The 14,738-nt window shown below is 42.2% G+C and carries 13 protein-coding genes and 1 pseudogene; 3 read left to right on the top strand and 11 right to left on the bottom strand.

Features of this window, described 5'->3' with window-relative positions; all coding sequences use genetic code 11:
• Positions 1–66: 66 nt before the first annotated feature.
• Positions 67–387: a hypothetical protein gene (locus H2R00_RS05655; protein ID WP_182070639.1), complete on the bottom strand. Its 321-nt coding sequence runs from the start codon at positions 385–387 to the stop codon at positions 67–69.
• 715 nt (positions 388–1,102) lie between these two features.
• On the opposite strand from H2R00_RS05655, the gene H2R00_RS21595 reads away from it, so the two are divergent.
• The 3 genes from H2R00_RS21595 to H2R00_RS21165 all read left to right on the top strand — a co-directional run bounded on the left by H2R00_RS21595 (position 1,103) and on the right by H2R00_RS21165 (position 1,691).
• Positions 1,103–1,225 (top strand): urea transporter, encoded by a 123-nt coding sequence (locus tag H2R00_RS21595; protein ID WP_244958317.1) that lies wholly within the window; start codon positions 1,103–1,105, stop codon positions 1,223–1,225.
• Between the two features lie 82 nt (positions 1,226–1,307).
• On the top strand, positions 1,308–1,373 hold the full coding sequence (locus H2R00_RS21160; RefSeq protein ID WP_244958318.1) for a hypothetical protein: 66 nt from the start codon (positions 1,308–1,310) through the stop codon (positions 1,371–1,373).
• A 108-nt stretch (positions 1,374–1,481) separates the two neighbouring features.
• On the top strand, positions 1,482–1,691 hold the full coding sequence (locus tag H2R00_RS21165; RefSeq protein WP_244958288.1) for a hypothetical protein: 210 nt from the start codon (positions 1,482–1,484) through the stop codon (positions 1,689–1,691).
• Positions 1,692–1,920: 229 nt separating this feature from the next.
• Here H2R00_RS21165 and H2R00_RS05670 read toward each other — a convergent pair whose 3' ends face one another.
• The 10 genes and pseudogenes from H2R00_RS05670 to H2R00_RS05715 all read right to left on the bottom strand — a co-directional run bounded on the left by H2R00_RS05670 (position 1,921) and on the right by H2R00_RS05715 (position 14,706).
• Entirely contained in the window at positions 1,921–2,172 is a 252-nt protein-coding gene (locus tag H2R00_RS05670; protein ID WP_020451531.1) for a hypothetical protein, read from the bottom strand.
• A gap of 621 nt (positions 2,173–2,793) precedes the next feature.
• The gene (locus tag H2R00_RS05675) at positions 2,794–3,927 is read right to left on the bottom strand and encodes a response regulator aspartate phosphatase (protein WP_182070641.1); all 1,134 of its coding nucleotides are present in this window, start codon (positions 3,925–3,927) and stop codon (positions 2,794–2,796) included.
• Between the two features lie 98 nt (positions 3,928–4,025).
• A complete protein-coding gene (locus tag H2R00_RS05680) occupies positions 4,026–5,279 on the bottom strand; it encodes an MFS transporter (RefSeq protein ID WP_154998796.1) in 1,254 nt (417 codons plus the stop codon).
• 275 nt (positions 5,280–5,554) lie between these two features.
• Positions 5,555–5,894: pseudogene (locus H2R00_RS05685) on the bottom strand (T7SS effector LXG polymorphic toxin); the annotation flags it as partial.
• A gap of 158 nt (positions 5,895–6,052) precedes the next feature.
• A complete protein-coding gene (locus H2R00_RS05690) occupies positions 6,053–6,613 on the bottom strand; it encodes an SMI1/KNR4 family protein (protein ID WP_244958289.1) in 561 nt (186 codons plus the stop codon).
• A gap of 791 nt (positions 6,614–7,404) precedes the next feature.
• On the bottom strand, positions 7,405–7,839 hold the full coding sequence (locus tag H2R00_RS05695; protein WP_176275532.1) for a DUF2243 domain-containing protein: 435 nt from the start codon (positions 7,837–7,839) through the stop codon (positions 7,405–7,407).
• Positions 7,840–8,015: 176 nt separating this feature from the next.
• Complete coding sequence (locus tag H2R00_RS05700) at positions 8,016–9,755, bottom strand: hydantoinase B/oxoprolinase family protein (RefSeq protein WP_182070642.1); 1,740 nt, start codon at positions 9,753–9,755, stop codon at positions 8,016–8,018.
• Positions 9,752–11,230, bottom strand: a complete 1,479-nt coding sequence (locus H2R00_RS05705) for a hydantoinase B/oxoprolinase family protein (protein ID WP_182070643.1) — start codon at positions 11,228–11,230, stop codon at positions 9,752–9,754. The genes H2R00_RS05700 and H2R00_RS05705 overlap by 4 nt, the downstream gene beginning before the upstream one ends.
• The gene (locus H2R00_RS05710) at positions 11,227–13,332 is read right to left on the bottom strand and encodes a hydantoinase/oxoprolinase family protein (protein ID WP_182070644.1); all 2,106 of its coding nucleotides are present in this window, start codon (positions 13,330–13,332) and stop codon (positions 11,227–11,229) included. The genes H2R00_RS05705 and H2R00_RS05710 overlap by 4 nt, the downstream gene beginning before the upstream one ends.
• A gap of 24 nt (positions 13,333–13,356) precedes the next feature.
• A complete protein-coding gene (locus H2R00_RS05715) occupies positions 13,357–14,706 on the bottom strand; it encodes a cytosine permease (RefSeq protein ID WP_182070645.1) in 1,350 nt (449 codons plus the stop codon).
• Positions 14,707–14,738 lie beyond the last annotated feature (32 nt).

A 14,738-nucleotide genomic window follows, 5' to 3' on the forward strand; every position in this document is an offset into this window, starting at 1 on the left:
TGTTTCAAGTTCACGTTTAGCGCTATTAAATTCAGCATCAGAAGATCCTTTTTCATATTTATTTCCCTATTTTCTCGAAGATCGTGATTTATACTCTCTTCTAATAGATGATTTTTTCACCCGCCATTGAGTGCCCTTATCAGACCCGCTTAACACTTCTATTAATGCCAAGTTATCTTCTTCTAAAGTTTTTACAATTTTTATTCTCTGATGCTTTGATATAGTAATTGTATCCCCTCCAACGTTGAATATATTACCGGAGTTTTTCTCTAAATTCTCAATAGAATTAGCACCTGTAATAGACTCCCCAAGCCGTAGTTCATCTCCTGTTTTATAGTCTCCACCACTCCCAATCACGTATAGAGCTGCCATTACTCCAAAAACCAAAAGGACGCCAGCTATTCTATAAAACGCTTTTTTTATGAGTTCTATTAATTTATCCACGAATTTGATTATTGGATTATCTATATATTGGTGTTGTCTTCTTTTTACTCGTGATTGCCTTCTTGTGCATCTCTTTCTTATTTTAAATTTTCTTTATCGTGTCCTGGTGATTATTAGGGTACTCAATATAGCTTCCGTCATCCCAAATGTCTTTTCAACAATCATCTTCAGTTCCGCTTTAGTCTCATTTTCATCACCAAACCATGTAACCCGATTCCCTTTAAAAAACACCTCCAAGGCTTATTTCGGATAACAACTATCCGCTTTTAAACTTGAAGGTGTTTTTTATTTGTCTCATCTTATGAAGCGGTCCCTCGTTGTTTATTTAACAATAAGGGCACGTTTCGTTTTTTGAACGCGAGCGTGAATATCCGCGCGTTCTCCCTGTATTATATTTGGGCCCCTTATCTTATGTACGTGACATTCGTTTTTCTGCCTAGATGAGTATAGACGCCCCCTTTATTCCTTCTACACTGATATAACACAGAAAGGGAAAATTTAATTTCTTATCTTTTATTAGATTTAAAACCTTTTGACACCATGTTTTTTCTTCTTTAGCCAGTCTGAATTTGCGATCAATCAAGCTGCATCGGCCGTTTTTAAAAGTGAACATAACCGGTTTGCATTTTTATCAGGGATCATTTCAGCTTGTCTGACAGTGCCTATAACAGCAGGACTCAGCACGTATCTCTTGCCATATGGACTCCCTGTCCTAACAATGCCGTTTGTTCTTTGTTCATGGCTATTTTTAGGTGCAAGAAAGGTTCTGTCAAACTTATAGCATTGCCTATTGAAGATGTAAATCAGCCGACTTAGTGACAACATTGGTATGTAATAAGATTTGAGCTGGTAGAGCAGAAGAAATGCGAAAAGAGGTTATTCAAGAAATAAAAGTCATGGAAGAAAACCATGATGTCTTACTATACTAATCTACTCGCGTTTAGACATACATGAATGATAACTTGAGAAAAACGATGGTGAGCTAGAAGAGTACATAGGCCAAAAAATTTAACAGGAATGCCGGGATTTTTATAGGAATGTTCCATTTCATACAAAAAGAGTTGACACTCTCCCTTCCTCACAATAAACAAGCAGAGAAATATCCGGGCTCAATCGAGAGAGCAGAAGTGCATTACCACATGAAAAACAATAATGATGCCAGTCAGTCTGAAGATGTGCTGCGGGCGCTGCTCAGCTCTCCCCTGTTCCACTTTTATCTTCATGTTCTGTTACTGAACCAATTGTAATAATACGCAAACAGGGATAAACCCATAGCATACTGTTCCAGTTTTGCCTTCATTGATCATCAAGAGGAGCATAAATGAAAAAATAAAGAGGGATTGGACACAGGGAAGGCATCAAAAGTGAAGTTGAAAGTAACTGATTTGGTTAATGACCTTTTGAAGACATGAAAAAAATTCTGTCTCAGGAAGAATAAGAATACAAACCGATTGAGACAGAATTTTATATTACGGTTTACTTATACACGTAGCAAGTTCCTTGTATAACCGTAACACATGTATATGTTTCATGATAAGATTTACCTTGGCTGTCTCTAAAGAAAACAGTTACAGTATTGTTGCCATTCCATTGGAATTGGTAGGCATCTGGATACTTGTCTCTAATCGGAGTTAAATCCGGTGCAGCGCTTGCAGGTAATCCAGATACCAACAGAGCACCCGCAACTGCAACCGCTCCCGCTACTTTTTTGAGTTTGTTTTTAAACATAAACACATCCCCTTTTCGTTTTGTTTACCTATTAAATGCTTGTCCATTTAATAGACACCTTGACTTTAACACCTAAAGGATGAAAAAATTGTCAAACGGTGTAGAATTGAGAAATAATTCAAAAATAATACACATTTTTACAATTGATTAAACATAACTTTAATCACTTTTCACTCAAGATTCACTTTAATTCCATTCCTAGTATTTCAGATCTGTTTTATTTTAAGCTCCTTAAAAACATCGTTAGCTTCTTAAACCTTCCCATTTATACGCTTACCATATTGACCATTTAGCATCAATTTTTCCATTTTTTCGAGAGGCAAATCTGGTGCTGAAATGCTTGTGGGAATATATTTGAAAGTCGCTTCTTTACTGGCTTAAATATCTTGGTGAAATCCGGAAACCTTATCGATATTTCAGAAATGAAAAAGACCAGCCATAAACTCACGGAGAGTTTCACGACCTGGTCTCTAATAAAAGTTATTATATATGTTAATTTAGCAGTCTCAGATTTAAATTGCTACCCTGTCAGCAACATGATATGTTGTATTTGTTGATTGATCGTAGGAAGTGCCCACTAAACCAACTGCACCCAATAACAGAATAGAGCAAATTAGCACCTTAGCTTTCATGTACTGTCCCACTCCTTTGTATTTGTCTTCTTGCCTCAACTACTCTGCGGTAAAACTCAAGTGAATCATGTAGCATTTCTTTTCCTTGTAGAAGTTCGGCCACGATGACTCCATACTCTTCTATGTCTGCATACATACCTTTTTCACTGAAGAACTCAAAGGATTCTCGAACTGCGTCAAGGTCAAATGATAAATACAACCCGTAAATCATTTTCAGCTTTGTAAGGAATTCTTGGTCCTCAAACTTTTGAGCCCACTCCTTCCCCTCGAAGTACCGATCTTCTGCTTCAATCCATTTCTCTTGCTTCGCTTTAACGTGCGAAATATTAAAGAGGGCTTTTGGCAAAAAGCTGTGCTTTTCATTTTTATAAAGTTCAGCAGCCATTTGAAAATGATTCTCTGCTTTGTAAAGTTCTTCAAGTTGATTATAACATATTCCAATATTCAAGTGTGAAGAACCAATTAAATAATCAACTTGCAATTCCTTTGCATCTGACAGTGCTTTGCTGGTATGCTCCAGGGCTTTTTCAGGATTCATTTTATCCAGCCAGTTACCAGTCATTAAAAATTGGCATTGTACTCTACGCTGGCCGTATGTTGGCTGTTTTAAATAAATCTTATATGCATGATTAGCATAATACATAGAAAAATATGTTTGTTTCATATAGTAATAAATTTCTGACAATTTGAAATAAAATTCTGCCTTTTCAACATCATCGCTTTCAAATGAATTCAACTGATTTTCAGCATTCTGGTAGTAAGCCAAAGCATGAAGAAGTTCTTTTTGTCTAAAATGATACATTGCTGTGAAGAAATAGTAATAATATTCGAGCATACCATTCAAATTTTTCCCGCCTTTAGTCTTTTCCCTTAACTCTTCATAATGAACCTGTATATCTTTTGCTGCTTCTGGACAAAGGTAATCCAACATCAGCTTATGACGGAATTCAAGCAATGAAAAATATATAAGAACATCCTGATTTTCTTCCATTATAGCGATCTCTTGTTTAACCTCAGATTTCATTTTTTCAGCTTCATCAACCCAGTCATTTTTAAGGGCTACATACCAATAATTCATTTTCGTTGCAACTAGATCATAGGGTATTACGCTTTTATCCACCAAAATTAAAACCCCTTTCTTCTCTATTTTTTCTGATACTTGACTCTTGGAAGCTTATTTAATTGTGTTGAAATATTCAGTATTTAAACGTGTGAATTTTCTTACATTTTTAAGCTTTCTTCTTTACCCCTTATCATGTCTGAACGATTGGTTTTACTTAGTTTCGTAAGAGTTAATATCGCAATTCCAGCTAGAATTTCAATCAGTCCGCCGAAAGCGATAACTTTTCCTGCACCAAAGGCAGCAGCTGCATAGCCGCTAATTAAAGCCCCTAATGGTACCATCACATGAGAGATCATTCTAATAACAGCAAATACTTGTGGCTGATCTTCATCTGCAACTGAGGTTTGAATAATGGTGTGTTCAGGTACGTTTATGGCACTGATGGTAGCCCCCAAAACAAATGCTGCGAGAAGAAGTAGTAATAAAACTGAATTCATTCCTGTAATGAAAAGTGCAATTCCTTCTATAATTCCAGCGGAGACAAACAATAGTCCGTATCGGTTCACTCTCACTTTAGTTAAGATAAACCCCATTAAAAAGGCTCCGGTAGCTGTTGCTACTCTTATGAAAGAATGAATGACCGAACCGCCGCCTAAATCTTCTGAAAGATAGATCGCTGAAAGCGCCTCCCAAGGAGCTGAACCGATATTTAACAAAACGCAGTATACGGCTAGCGGAAGCAAAATATGATGATTTCGAACAAGTACAAAACCTCTTTTTAGCTTTTTGAAATATGCGCCTTTTGGTTTCTGTTCCTGAGACCCTTCTTCTTTCAAGCTATATTTAATACACAAAACTAAACAGGCTGAAGCGATGTAAAATGGAAATATAATAAGCATTGTATAAGCGGCACCTATTACGGCAATCAATATACCGCAAATCATTAACGAGACCAATTTTACAATTTGGGCTGAAGATTCTATGGTGGCATTAGCTTTTTGAATAAGTTCATTCTTAACAATTTGCGGAATCATGGAAATGGATGCAGGATCATAAGAAGCCCCAGTTGCCGAATGTATCAGCATTAGTGAAATAATGAACCATAATGGTGAAAATCCACTAAAATAAAAAATTGGGATGATCAGCATCAATGAAGCCCTTGTTATATCTGCGGAGAACATCCAGAACTTAAGAGTTTTTGGCTTCATAAAAGGTGAAATCAACGGTGCTATTAAAGCTTGTGGAAGAAGGGTGACAGCTATTAGCATACCCGTTCCGACAGCTCCTTTTCCATCTAAAATGAGAAACCACAAAATAGAAGTAAAAGCAAAGCTGTCTGCGGTTATTTTCACCATTTTAGAGACAAACAGAAAGGAAAAATTTCTTTGCCACACAGTGGAGCCACTATTCATTCCTCAAAAAATCCCCCTTGCAAAAATCCCTCATTTTTACAGACTCTCACCAAAGCATATCCTATATTTGGTTTCTTGGTCAATGTAGGAAAGGAATAATTTAAGAAACATTAAGGTAAAAAAGGGAAAGATTTCATCACCCTTCTAGCATTCTGTTCATATGGAGCTTTAAAGCTGCTTTCCAGTTCCAAGAGGTTCTTTCTTTTATTCCCCCTTCTTTGGTTTTTATATTAAGGATACTCAACAAACATGTCATCACATGTGACAGCTTGTTGATTGATTTCCTTTAAGGCTTTCTGACCCTGTTTGTGAAAATCACTATCATTCAAATCTGGAAAATCAACGATATGCCTGACTTTAGCAATGGTGGCGTTGGCTTTAGATACCAAATGTTTCGTTGTTCGACTGAAAGATTCAAAGAACTGTAGAAAAGGAATATGACATTCCTTTTAAATTCACGATTTGTGTCACCGACTTTCCCTTTTAAAGCATCACCAAGTGATGCAATGCCCTCAACATTTTTTTGACTTGAGCAAATTCGTCTGACTGCTGTTTTAATTGTGCCATCGTTTGATCAATGGCTTTGTGTAACGCCTGAACACCCAGAGTCTTCATGGCACTCTCCTCTAATACTAAAGTTGCAAACATTTTAGAGCTTATCAATAAATAGAAGAGGATTGGTGAATAAATCCTGCTTATCCAACAAAATGAATCCTTTGAATTGGAACAAATACCCTATTCGAATTCAAAAAAGACGACCAGAAATCCGGTCGTCAAGTTCTATAATAATTCTCCGCTGTGTAATATCTCCACTCCCAAAATGGCTGCCCATGACACATAACATATCGGTCTAAAAATATCTCAAAATTTAAATCAAGAGGCTTATACTCCAGACCATCCTCAAGTAAATAAAGGTAGTTGGGATCTCCTTCCTTGAGCCTTTCTCTGTCAATAATAAGGTCGCACTCTTCCAACAAATGGCCAACTGGAATACCGCTAACATCCTCATACAATTCTTCATCTTTCAGTTCTGTATCAATTTCCTTGAGGTTAAATAAATGCAGACCTCCGCCAATATTCACTCCATCTAAAAGAATATCAAAAATTCTAGCTCCATTATGTAGAGTTAAAAATTTTTTATAATCAGCAGGAAGAGATAATTGATGATGTGATTCGAAAGCGCGTATATCGCTTTGAGAGGCTCCGCTGTCAGAGAATGTGACAAGAGCAACTGTAATTTCACCTTCAGAGCCAAGGCTCCTAATGACTCCATTTTGATCTAATAAACTCTTTAAACCATTCACGGTATTCTGAACAAAACTTGTCAAGTGCATCCCCTCACATTTACAGATTATTTATTTCTCCACCAACGTGAGACTTTCTTATGTACATCTATTTGAAGAGGAAACAAATTGCTCAGGATTTCGTAATCATTTGTCTTTTAAGGATATCCTATTCCCGGGTTATCTCAGTTTGGAATAATTAAGGTGATTTTTATTTAAAGGTTTAGGGGTAAACTGCAGCAAATCCAATAGTGCATGAAATAGCCTCCTTGCAAATCTCGCACCGACTTTCACTTGAAAAGAAGGTGCAGTCTTCCCCCTAAATGTTTCCTTTGGGGTATAACTAAATCGCTCCCAGAAATTAATAACTTTTATTTTTGCTGTAAGTCTTTGCTTTTCACTTCCTTTAATATCTCCCTAAGCAACTGTTGGGTTTCCTCGTTTTGTTTACGATTCATCTGGTTTTCCTTTACCAATACGATCATGTAATATAAAAATAAAATGATAGCAGAAAATATAAGCAAATTAGGCAACAACACACTTAACATTTTATATGTAAACCTCCTATTTAAAAAAGATGCCCATCAAGCTCTATGAACATCTTTTTTCCATTCAATATCTCCAGTAAGTTTTTAACACCCTTTTTGCTTGAAGTGAACAGTTGCACTTTGCCGCATTTTAAAAACTTGTTTACATAAAACGACTTCTTCAAGCGGCTGTTACTGATCACATCAATTTTTAAAATGGGGGTTTTTTATTTCTTCAAATTTTGACAAAAACAAGGCAGGTCTTGTTGAAACCTGCGCTTTCCCGAGAAATAATTGTGCTGACAAACCAATGTTTTATCCCTGTTTGCCTTTTCGGTAGATCAGCCATCCGGCCAGAATGATCAAAAGGCCCGATGCGTCATAAGCAAGGTCGAATAAGAGGCGGTTCGGGCTTAGCGGGTTGACGTGGTGAATCTGAAGAAGATGATGATTGATGATGCCCTCAAGGAAATTAAACCAGCCCGCCCCAAGCAAAGAGGCTCCCCAAAAGATGTGCTGCGGCCGGCTGCTGCCCAGTTCACCTCTGTTCCACAGCAGGATTCCGCCGATGAAAAGGATGACGAGCGAAAACAGATGGAACAGTCCGTCACTCATAATTTGGTGAGAGCGATCTGTATCCATGTACACGCTGTGCCATTGAAGCAATTGATGAAAGATGATGCCGTCGATCATGGCGATGATGCCGACGCCGAACAGAAAAGGTCCCCAAAACGCTTTTTTGTTTTTCATATGATTTGGCCTCCTTCACATGCTAATCTGTTATGTACCCGCCGGTTAAAATGATAAAACCGGTTATGTTTACATTCTCTCCTGAAAGCGATTATCCTCTTTTTACCATGGATATATTGAAAAGAAAAAGCTGATCCGAAAAGGTTACTTAATTCCTTTCAGATCAGCTTTTTTATTTATGAAAGGCGGGAAGCCCGCACACGTTTTGTTTCCATTTCATTAATGGCAAGTGTCTCAGGGTCAATCACGACACCATAATCTTGCAATGCTGATTCAATGCTGACAAACTCGTTTAAGACGTCGTCCAGCACCTTTTCCGGTTCACGTTCCAGCGGATTCCCCCAGCCTCCGCCGCCTGCACGATAAAATTGGATGATGCCGCCCGCAGGCATTTTGACTTCAAAAGCCGTTTCATCGATTTCTCTGGCTTCGTCTGTTCCATACCCGACGATCACCTTATTGCTTGGTGCATCGCCAGCTCCGCAGAAGCCTTTTGTTGTATTTCGGACCCCTGCCATCATGACGCTTGTGCGGCTTTCCTTTAAGTGCTGGATCTGAACATCCAACCCGGGTGTGCCTCTCCATCGGCCTGCACCCGTAAAATCGCTCGTATATTCATGTTTTAATACACGGCTCGGGTATTGAACTTCAGTCATTTCAATAGATGGAAGAATGACTCCTGTCATAACAGGAGGATAAAGCCCCCATCCGTCCGTTTCGTATGCAGCCCCCGCGCCGCCGGTATAACCGTAAAAATTCAAATTCACCCACGGCTTGCCGTCATCGTATTTTCCGTGAGAATAGGCGAGAGGAAGCTTATGGGCGTTGACTCCGACGCGTTTTGGCGCACATTGGGAAATGGCCTGTAAAACAGCCTCGGCTATTTCTGCTCCTACGCATGCAGTCGCGTGTCCGCACGGTGCCGGCAGCTGCGGATTCACAACTGTTCCTAAAGGCGCGGTTACTGTTACCGGATTCATATATCCTTCATTGATCGGAATATCCTCATCACAGCAAGTCGAAATACCGACAAAAGCAAACGAAGTCGTATTTGAGAGCGGGCTGTTGATGAAGCCCTTTACTTGCGGGGATGAGCCGGTAAAGTCAATGTGAAGATCGCTGCCTTTCACGGTCACCGTTGCGCGAACCTTAATATCACGGTTGCCTTGAAAGTCGTGGTCAGCAAATGTTTCACCGACATAGGTGCCGTCCGGCCAGCTGCTGATTTCATCGCGAACCCTGTTTTCTGTATATTGAATCCGGTTGTCAATAGCTGTAATCACCTTCTCGGCACCATACTTATCCAGCATGGTCTGAATTCGGGAGGCAGCGACCTTGCATGCCCCGATCATCGCATTTAAGTCGCCTTCAAGCCAATGGGAAAGCCGGTTGTTTGCAACGATTAAATCGAATACATCCCTACGCTTTTCTCCCCGCTCATAGATTTTCAACGGCGGAATCCGCAACCCGTCATGCCAAATGTCTTTTGAGCGCGGATTGTACCCTCCGGCAACCGGACCTCCATTATCGGCCATATGGCTTCGGACAGCAGGGAGCAGGATCGGCTTGCGATTATAAAAAACCGGCATGACGATCGTCCAGTCAAGGCTGTGCGAGCCTCCATGATACGGATCATTGACAAGGAGAATATCTCCGGGGTGAAGATCATACCGAAAGGCGTCCAATAAATGGTCAACTGCGCCTACTACCGCATAAAGGTGAAGCGTACAGCCGGGGGCTTGCGCGACAAGGCGCGATTTTTTGCCGGAAAGGTCAAAGACGCCCGTCGTAAAATCATGTGCTTCGTTAAACAATGGTGAACGGGCCGTTCTCGTGACAGTGGCGCTCATTTCCCTGGCAACCGCATCAAGAGAACCGCCGACCACCTGTGATAGGATAAAGTCCTGATTGATCATAGCTGCTCCTCCTTTTGAGAGTACGTAAAGACGAGGAGGTCGCCTTTTTTCACATGTTGGTTTACCGCGCTTTCATAAAAGGTTGCATCATGGTCTCCCGTTCTTGACAGAGACCCGTATTCTCCCCTTTCGCTAAAAGGCAGAAGAAGGTTGAAATAAATATCGTCCTCCTGGTTAAGCAGAGACACTTTCATTTCTTCCCCATTATCCGTCCACTCCCGGGAAACCATTTTAAAACCGTGGTAAAGCTCCAATTCCTCTGCTGATACAAGCATCCGTTGACCAAATAAAGCAGGCGGTCCGAAGCCTTTTGAAGCTGAAGGATACCCGGGCGCCAGAACAATTGATTTCGTTTCAGCTTCCGTGCCAAGCTCCGGATAAAAAACGGCCTGCGGACCTGTCCCGTATATCGGCGGAAATTCTTCATTTGTGTCTTGTCCGCTTTGAATAGCTTTATATACCGCTTCAGCGATGAAATGTCCGGTAATGCTTGGAGCTAATGCTGTAGCTGCAGGAAATTCCGGATCCAAAATCGTTCCCAGTCTCGTCTTCGTTTGAAACGGTTGAAGCGTTCCTTCATTGATCGGTATTTCATCGGCAATCCTTGCCAGGAACGGCCAAACGGCAAACGCCTTCGTTAAAGCAGCAGGTGCATTAACCGGCTTTACGGACTGTGCCGACGATCTGCTCAAATCGATTTCAACCGAATCGTCCTTCTTTGAGATCTGCACATGAATTGTACTCTTGTTTCCTTTTGTAATTTCAAACTCCTGGACAGCGCTCATTTCCGTTTCAGGCAGGAGAGATACATGATGTTCAACTCTTTTTTGGCTGTATTCAAACATGCTTTCGATCGATTCGGTCACTGTTTTTTGGCCATAGCTGCCAAGAAACGTTTTCAATTGCTGTTTGGCGCCTTGTAAACATGTATACATGGCTTCCAAATCCGCTTTAAAGGAAGCGGGCACCCGGCTGTTTGATAATAAGAAACGAAGAATATCAGTCTGCAGAACGCCTTGCTTATAAAGCTTTACCGGCGTAATTCTGATATTTTCCTGCCATACTTCAAATGCATCGGGATGGAAGCCGCCCGGATACTCGCCGGCCAAATCGATCATCTGAGCGCGGATAGCGGGGAAGAGTACGAGCTCCCCTTCAAGGAATAACGGCGCCGCCATGGTGAGCGACTGTCCTTTCGTTCCGCCGCTGTATGGATCTGCGACCAGCAATACATCTCCATCTGCGATATCAAATGAAAAATAGTCGAACAGTTTTTCCACGCTTTCTTTTAAGGCAAACAAATGTTCAGGCTCATATTGATGTTGAACCGCGATTTTCAGCTCATTCGTAAAAAGCGCTGTAGCAAATGCCCGGTCTTGCGAAAGCAAAGGGGAACGGGAGATTCGCTGCAAATTATCCCCGACTTCTCTGCCGATCGATTGCAGCTTGCTATAAAGAATTTGAGCTTGGATCATGCATTTCCACCTCTTGTCGCCTGTTGAGAATGCTTTACTTCGATGACACAGTTGCGGTATGAATCGATTAGAGCCTCATGTCCCGGATAAACAACAATGGTCGTACCCCATTGCTCAATGATAGCCGGACCGACAATCAGGTTGCCCGGCTCAAGCATTGATCCGTTGAAAATAGGCGTTTTCGTCGGTTCGATCTCAAAATACATATCGCGTTCACCGGTTTTCGCTTTTGAAGGATCCTCCTGCTCAAACGGCTCCTCCTTAAGCTTTAACGGCTCTCTGACCCCAACCAGATCAAGACGGAGGTTTAAGAAGTCAATGTCATGCTCAGGGTCTTTATGGGCAAACATTCTTTCATGAAGGTCATGGAAATCTGCCACCGTTGCTTCAAGATTCAATTCTGTAATCCTCCGCGTCCTTGATTTCACCGGTACGGTTACTTCATGGACTTCCCCGGCGTAGCGCATATCGATAAAGCGGCGGGTTTCATATTGATTGGTGACCGATTGACCTCCAAGTTTTTCGCGGGCCGTCTGTTCCATCTTTTCAAAATCGGCGTTCATCGCTTGCAGATCAACGTTTTTCAAACTTTCAAAGTGCGTCCTGAGCTCCGTTACTTTAAGGTTTGCTGCTACATCGCCGAGCGCACAAAAGACCGGGGCAAGGGGCGGAACGATAACGGTTTTAATGCCGAGGTCTTCCGCCTGCTTACCTGCATGGATGGCTCCCGCACCGCCGACAGCCATTAGAGCGAAGTTCCTTGGATCATGGCCTCGCTGTGTCGTCACAAAGTGGACTGCATTTGACATATCGCTATTGACGATTTGTGAGATGGCAAGAGCGGCTTCCACTGTCGAAATCCCGAGCGGTTCAGCAATTCTTGTACGGATGGCCTTTTCAGCCAGTGAACGGTCAAGCTTCATTTCTCCGCCAAGGAAGTTATCAGGGTTAATATAGCCTAAGAAGACATTCACATCCGTAACAGTCGGTTCTTCTCCGCCTCTTCCGTAGCAGGCCGGCCCAGGATTTGAGCCTGCGCTTCGCGGACCGACTTGTAAAGCTCCGCCGTTGTCAATCCAGGCGATGCTTCCGCCGCCGGAGCCGATCGTGTGGATATCCATCATCGGCAGGGCAACCCGGTATCTGCTGATCCAGTTTTCCGTCGTGATCGCCGGATTTAATTTTTCGATAACCGAGACATCATAGCTTGTTCCGCCCATGTCTACGGTAATGACGTTCTCGTAGCCTGATTTTTCTCCGATAAAGGAAGCAGCTGTCACTCCTCCGGCTGGACCTGACAGAAGGCCTCCTGCGGCAAATTTTCCGCTTTGAATGACATTTTGCACCCCGCCGTTTGATTGCATGACAAACAGTTCTCCAGTAAATCCGTCTTCGCGAAGCCGTTCGTCAAGATGGTTCAAGTAGCTTTGCATGGAAGGGCCTGTGAACGCATTGACAATGGTCGTGCTTACCCGTTCAAATTCCCGAATCTGCGGCAGCACTTCATATGATAACGATACAAACATGCCTGGAGCTTCCTCATGAACAATCTCTTTAACACGGATTTCATGTGAAGGATTCATAAAGCTGAACAGAAAGCAAACAGCAACCGCCTCGATCCCCTCTTGGACAAAACCGCGGACTGCCCGGCGGACGGCTTCTTGATCAAGCTCAGTTACGACATTTCCTGTATGATCCAATCGTTCAGGAATCCCCACACGATACCTTCTTGGGACAATTTGATAAGGAGCTTCCAAGCGCGGAGAAAACACGCTTTCTTTGTACGCGCGGCGGAACTCGATTTCGTCCCGAAAGCCATCCGTCGTGAGGAGCCCCACCTTTGCTCCGTTATATTCCAGCAAGGCATTGGTGGCAACTGTTGTTCCATGGACAACCAATGGACTATTGGCTAACAGATCCTTTACGTCTATGCCGATGATTTCAGCCATTTTTTTAATCCCGTTCATCACACCATCAGACTGGTCAGGGGTTGAAGGCGTCTTCGTCGAAACCATTTGTCCTCCCTTGTTGACAGCCACTAAATCTGTAAACGTCCCGCCGACATCAATTCCAAATACCCATTGGTTTTTTTCATTCATCATTGAAAACCTTTCCTCCTTATCCGCTTAAAAACCAGACGATTCCTCTGTCGCTTCTCCGATTTCGTAACGGAGATTTAATTTTGTGAAAATAAACGTAAAGATGATATAAATCAAAAATGCAAGTACAGTAGAGTTAATCGGCCCGATACCGAACGTTATCTTTGAAGCGCTAAAACCTCCGATGATCACCGAGAGAATCGCCGCAACATTCAGCTTCGAATAAGTTGTTCCAGCCCCGAATTGATATTGTTTTTTCTTGATGACAGGTGCTGTGATCCAATGATCGGCGATCATGACTCCTGCGATCGGCGGAACATACAAACCTAAAAATGTTAAGAATGGCACAAACATATTTTGGACACCTAATAATGCAATGATAATTCCGATTACGCCCATGATCGCCACAAGTGCTTTCTTAGGAATGTTCACAACATTGCGAAGCCCCAGAGATCCGGTATACAAATTGTTATCATTCGTCGTCCACTGCGCAAAAACGATGATGAAAAATGCCAAGAATCCAAGCCCAAGCTTGCTCATAGCGGCTGGTATATTCGGTGTTGACCCGATATCCGGAACATTCGCAGCAATGGCCATTGCCGCTCCTGCAACAAGACAGAAAACACCTCCAAGGAAATAACCTACAGACGCGCCTATTCCTCCTGAAACCGCTCCTTTTGCATATCTCGTCACGTCAGGAAAAACAACCGCACCTAATGCAGCATTTCCAACTACAATTGTAATTCCGGCAAATATCGTCATAGGGTCCCCTGTCGGATGAAACGTCAGCAAGTTATGCCAGCTTCCAGAATAATTGACTGCACTCACAATGCCCCATATAGAAAAGATGACGACTAAAGGTACGGCGATAAAGCTTAAAGCGGCAAGCCCGCGATATCCTATAAAAGCGGTAAGGATCATTAAAATGCCGCCCCAAACGATGGCGACCTCAGGCTTTGCAAGCCAAACCCCCGGAAACATTTCAGAAATTGTCGTCCCAAAGAAAGCAACCTGCCAGCCAAACCAGCCGATTCCAAGCGTCAGTGCCAAGACAATTCCAAAAAGGCTCGATCCGTAGCGTCCAAAAGCCTGACGGGCAAGAACGGTTGTCGATATTCCGTATTTTGCACCCATTACACCTTGAAAAAAGCCATAGACCGCAAGAATCAGCATGCCTAAGACAGCAGCTAAAACCGCGTGTGCAAAATTCAATCCCTGGATTAGGGCTCCTCCAGTCACAATCGTCGACAATGAGATAATCCAGGCACAGCTTGTAATTGTAATGTTAAAAATCGATTTTCTCTTATTTTCAGGCACTGACGTAACAGCAAAATCATCAGCATTTGTAGAGGAAGGTTTTTTACTGTTGTTTTCCATTTTTATGCTCCTTCGTTTCATCGTGTAGGTTG

This window comes from Bacillus haynesii (assembly GCF_014042035.1).
Classification (GTDB): Bacteria; Bacillota; Bacilli; order Bacillales; family Bacillaceae; genus Bacillus; species Bacillus haynesii.

Bases quoted from the DNA above. Each gene is read 5' to 3' on its own strand.
- H2R00_RS21165 (WP_244958288.1), top strand. From the start codon at position 1,482: ATGTTCCATTTCATACAAAAAGAGTTGACACTCTCCCTTCCTCACAAT.
- H2R00_RS05670 (WP_020451531.1), bottom strand. From the start codon at position 2,172: ATGTTTAAAAACAAACTCAAAAAAGTAGCGGGAGCGGTTGCAGTTGCG.
- H2R00_RS05680 (WP_154998796.1), bottom strand. From the start codon at position 5,279: ATGAATAGTGGCTCCACTGTGTGGCAAAGAAATTTTTCCTTTCTGTTT.
- H2R00_RS05690 (WP_244958289.1), bottom strand. From the start codon at position 6,613: ATGCACTTGACAAGTTTTGTTCAGAATACCGTGAATGGTTTAAAGAGT.
- H2R00_RS05695 (WP_176275532.1), bottom strand. From the start codon at position 7,839: ATGAAAAACAAAAAAGCGTTTTGGGGACCTTTTCTGTTCGGCGTCGGC.
- H2R00_RS05700 (WP_182070642.1), bottom strand. From the start codon at position 9,755: ATGATCAATCAGGACTTTATCCTATCACAGGTGGTCGGCGGTTCTCTT.
- H2R00_RS05705 (WP_182070643.1), bottom strand. From the start codon at position 11,230: ATGATCCAAGCTCAAATTCTTTATAGCAAGCTGCAATCGATCGGCAGA.
- H2R00_RS05710 (WP_182070644.1), bottom strand. From the start codon at position 13,332: ATGATGAATGAAAAAAACCAATGGGTATTTGGAATTGATGTCGGCGGG.
- H2R00_RS05715 (WP_182070645.1), bottom strand. From the start codon at position 14,706: ATGGAAAACAACAGTAAAAAACCTTCCTCTACAAATGCTGATGATTTT.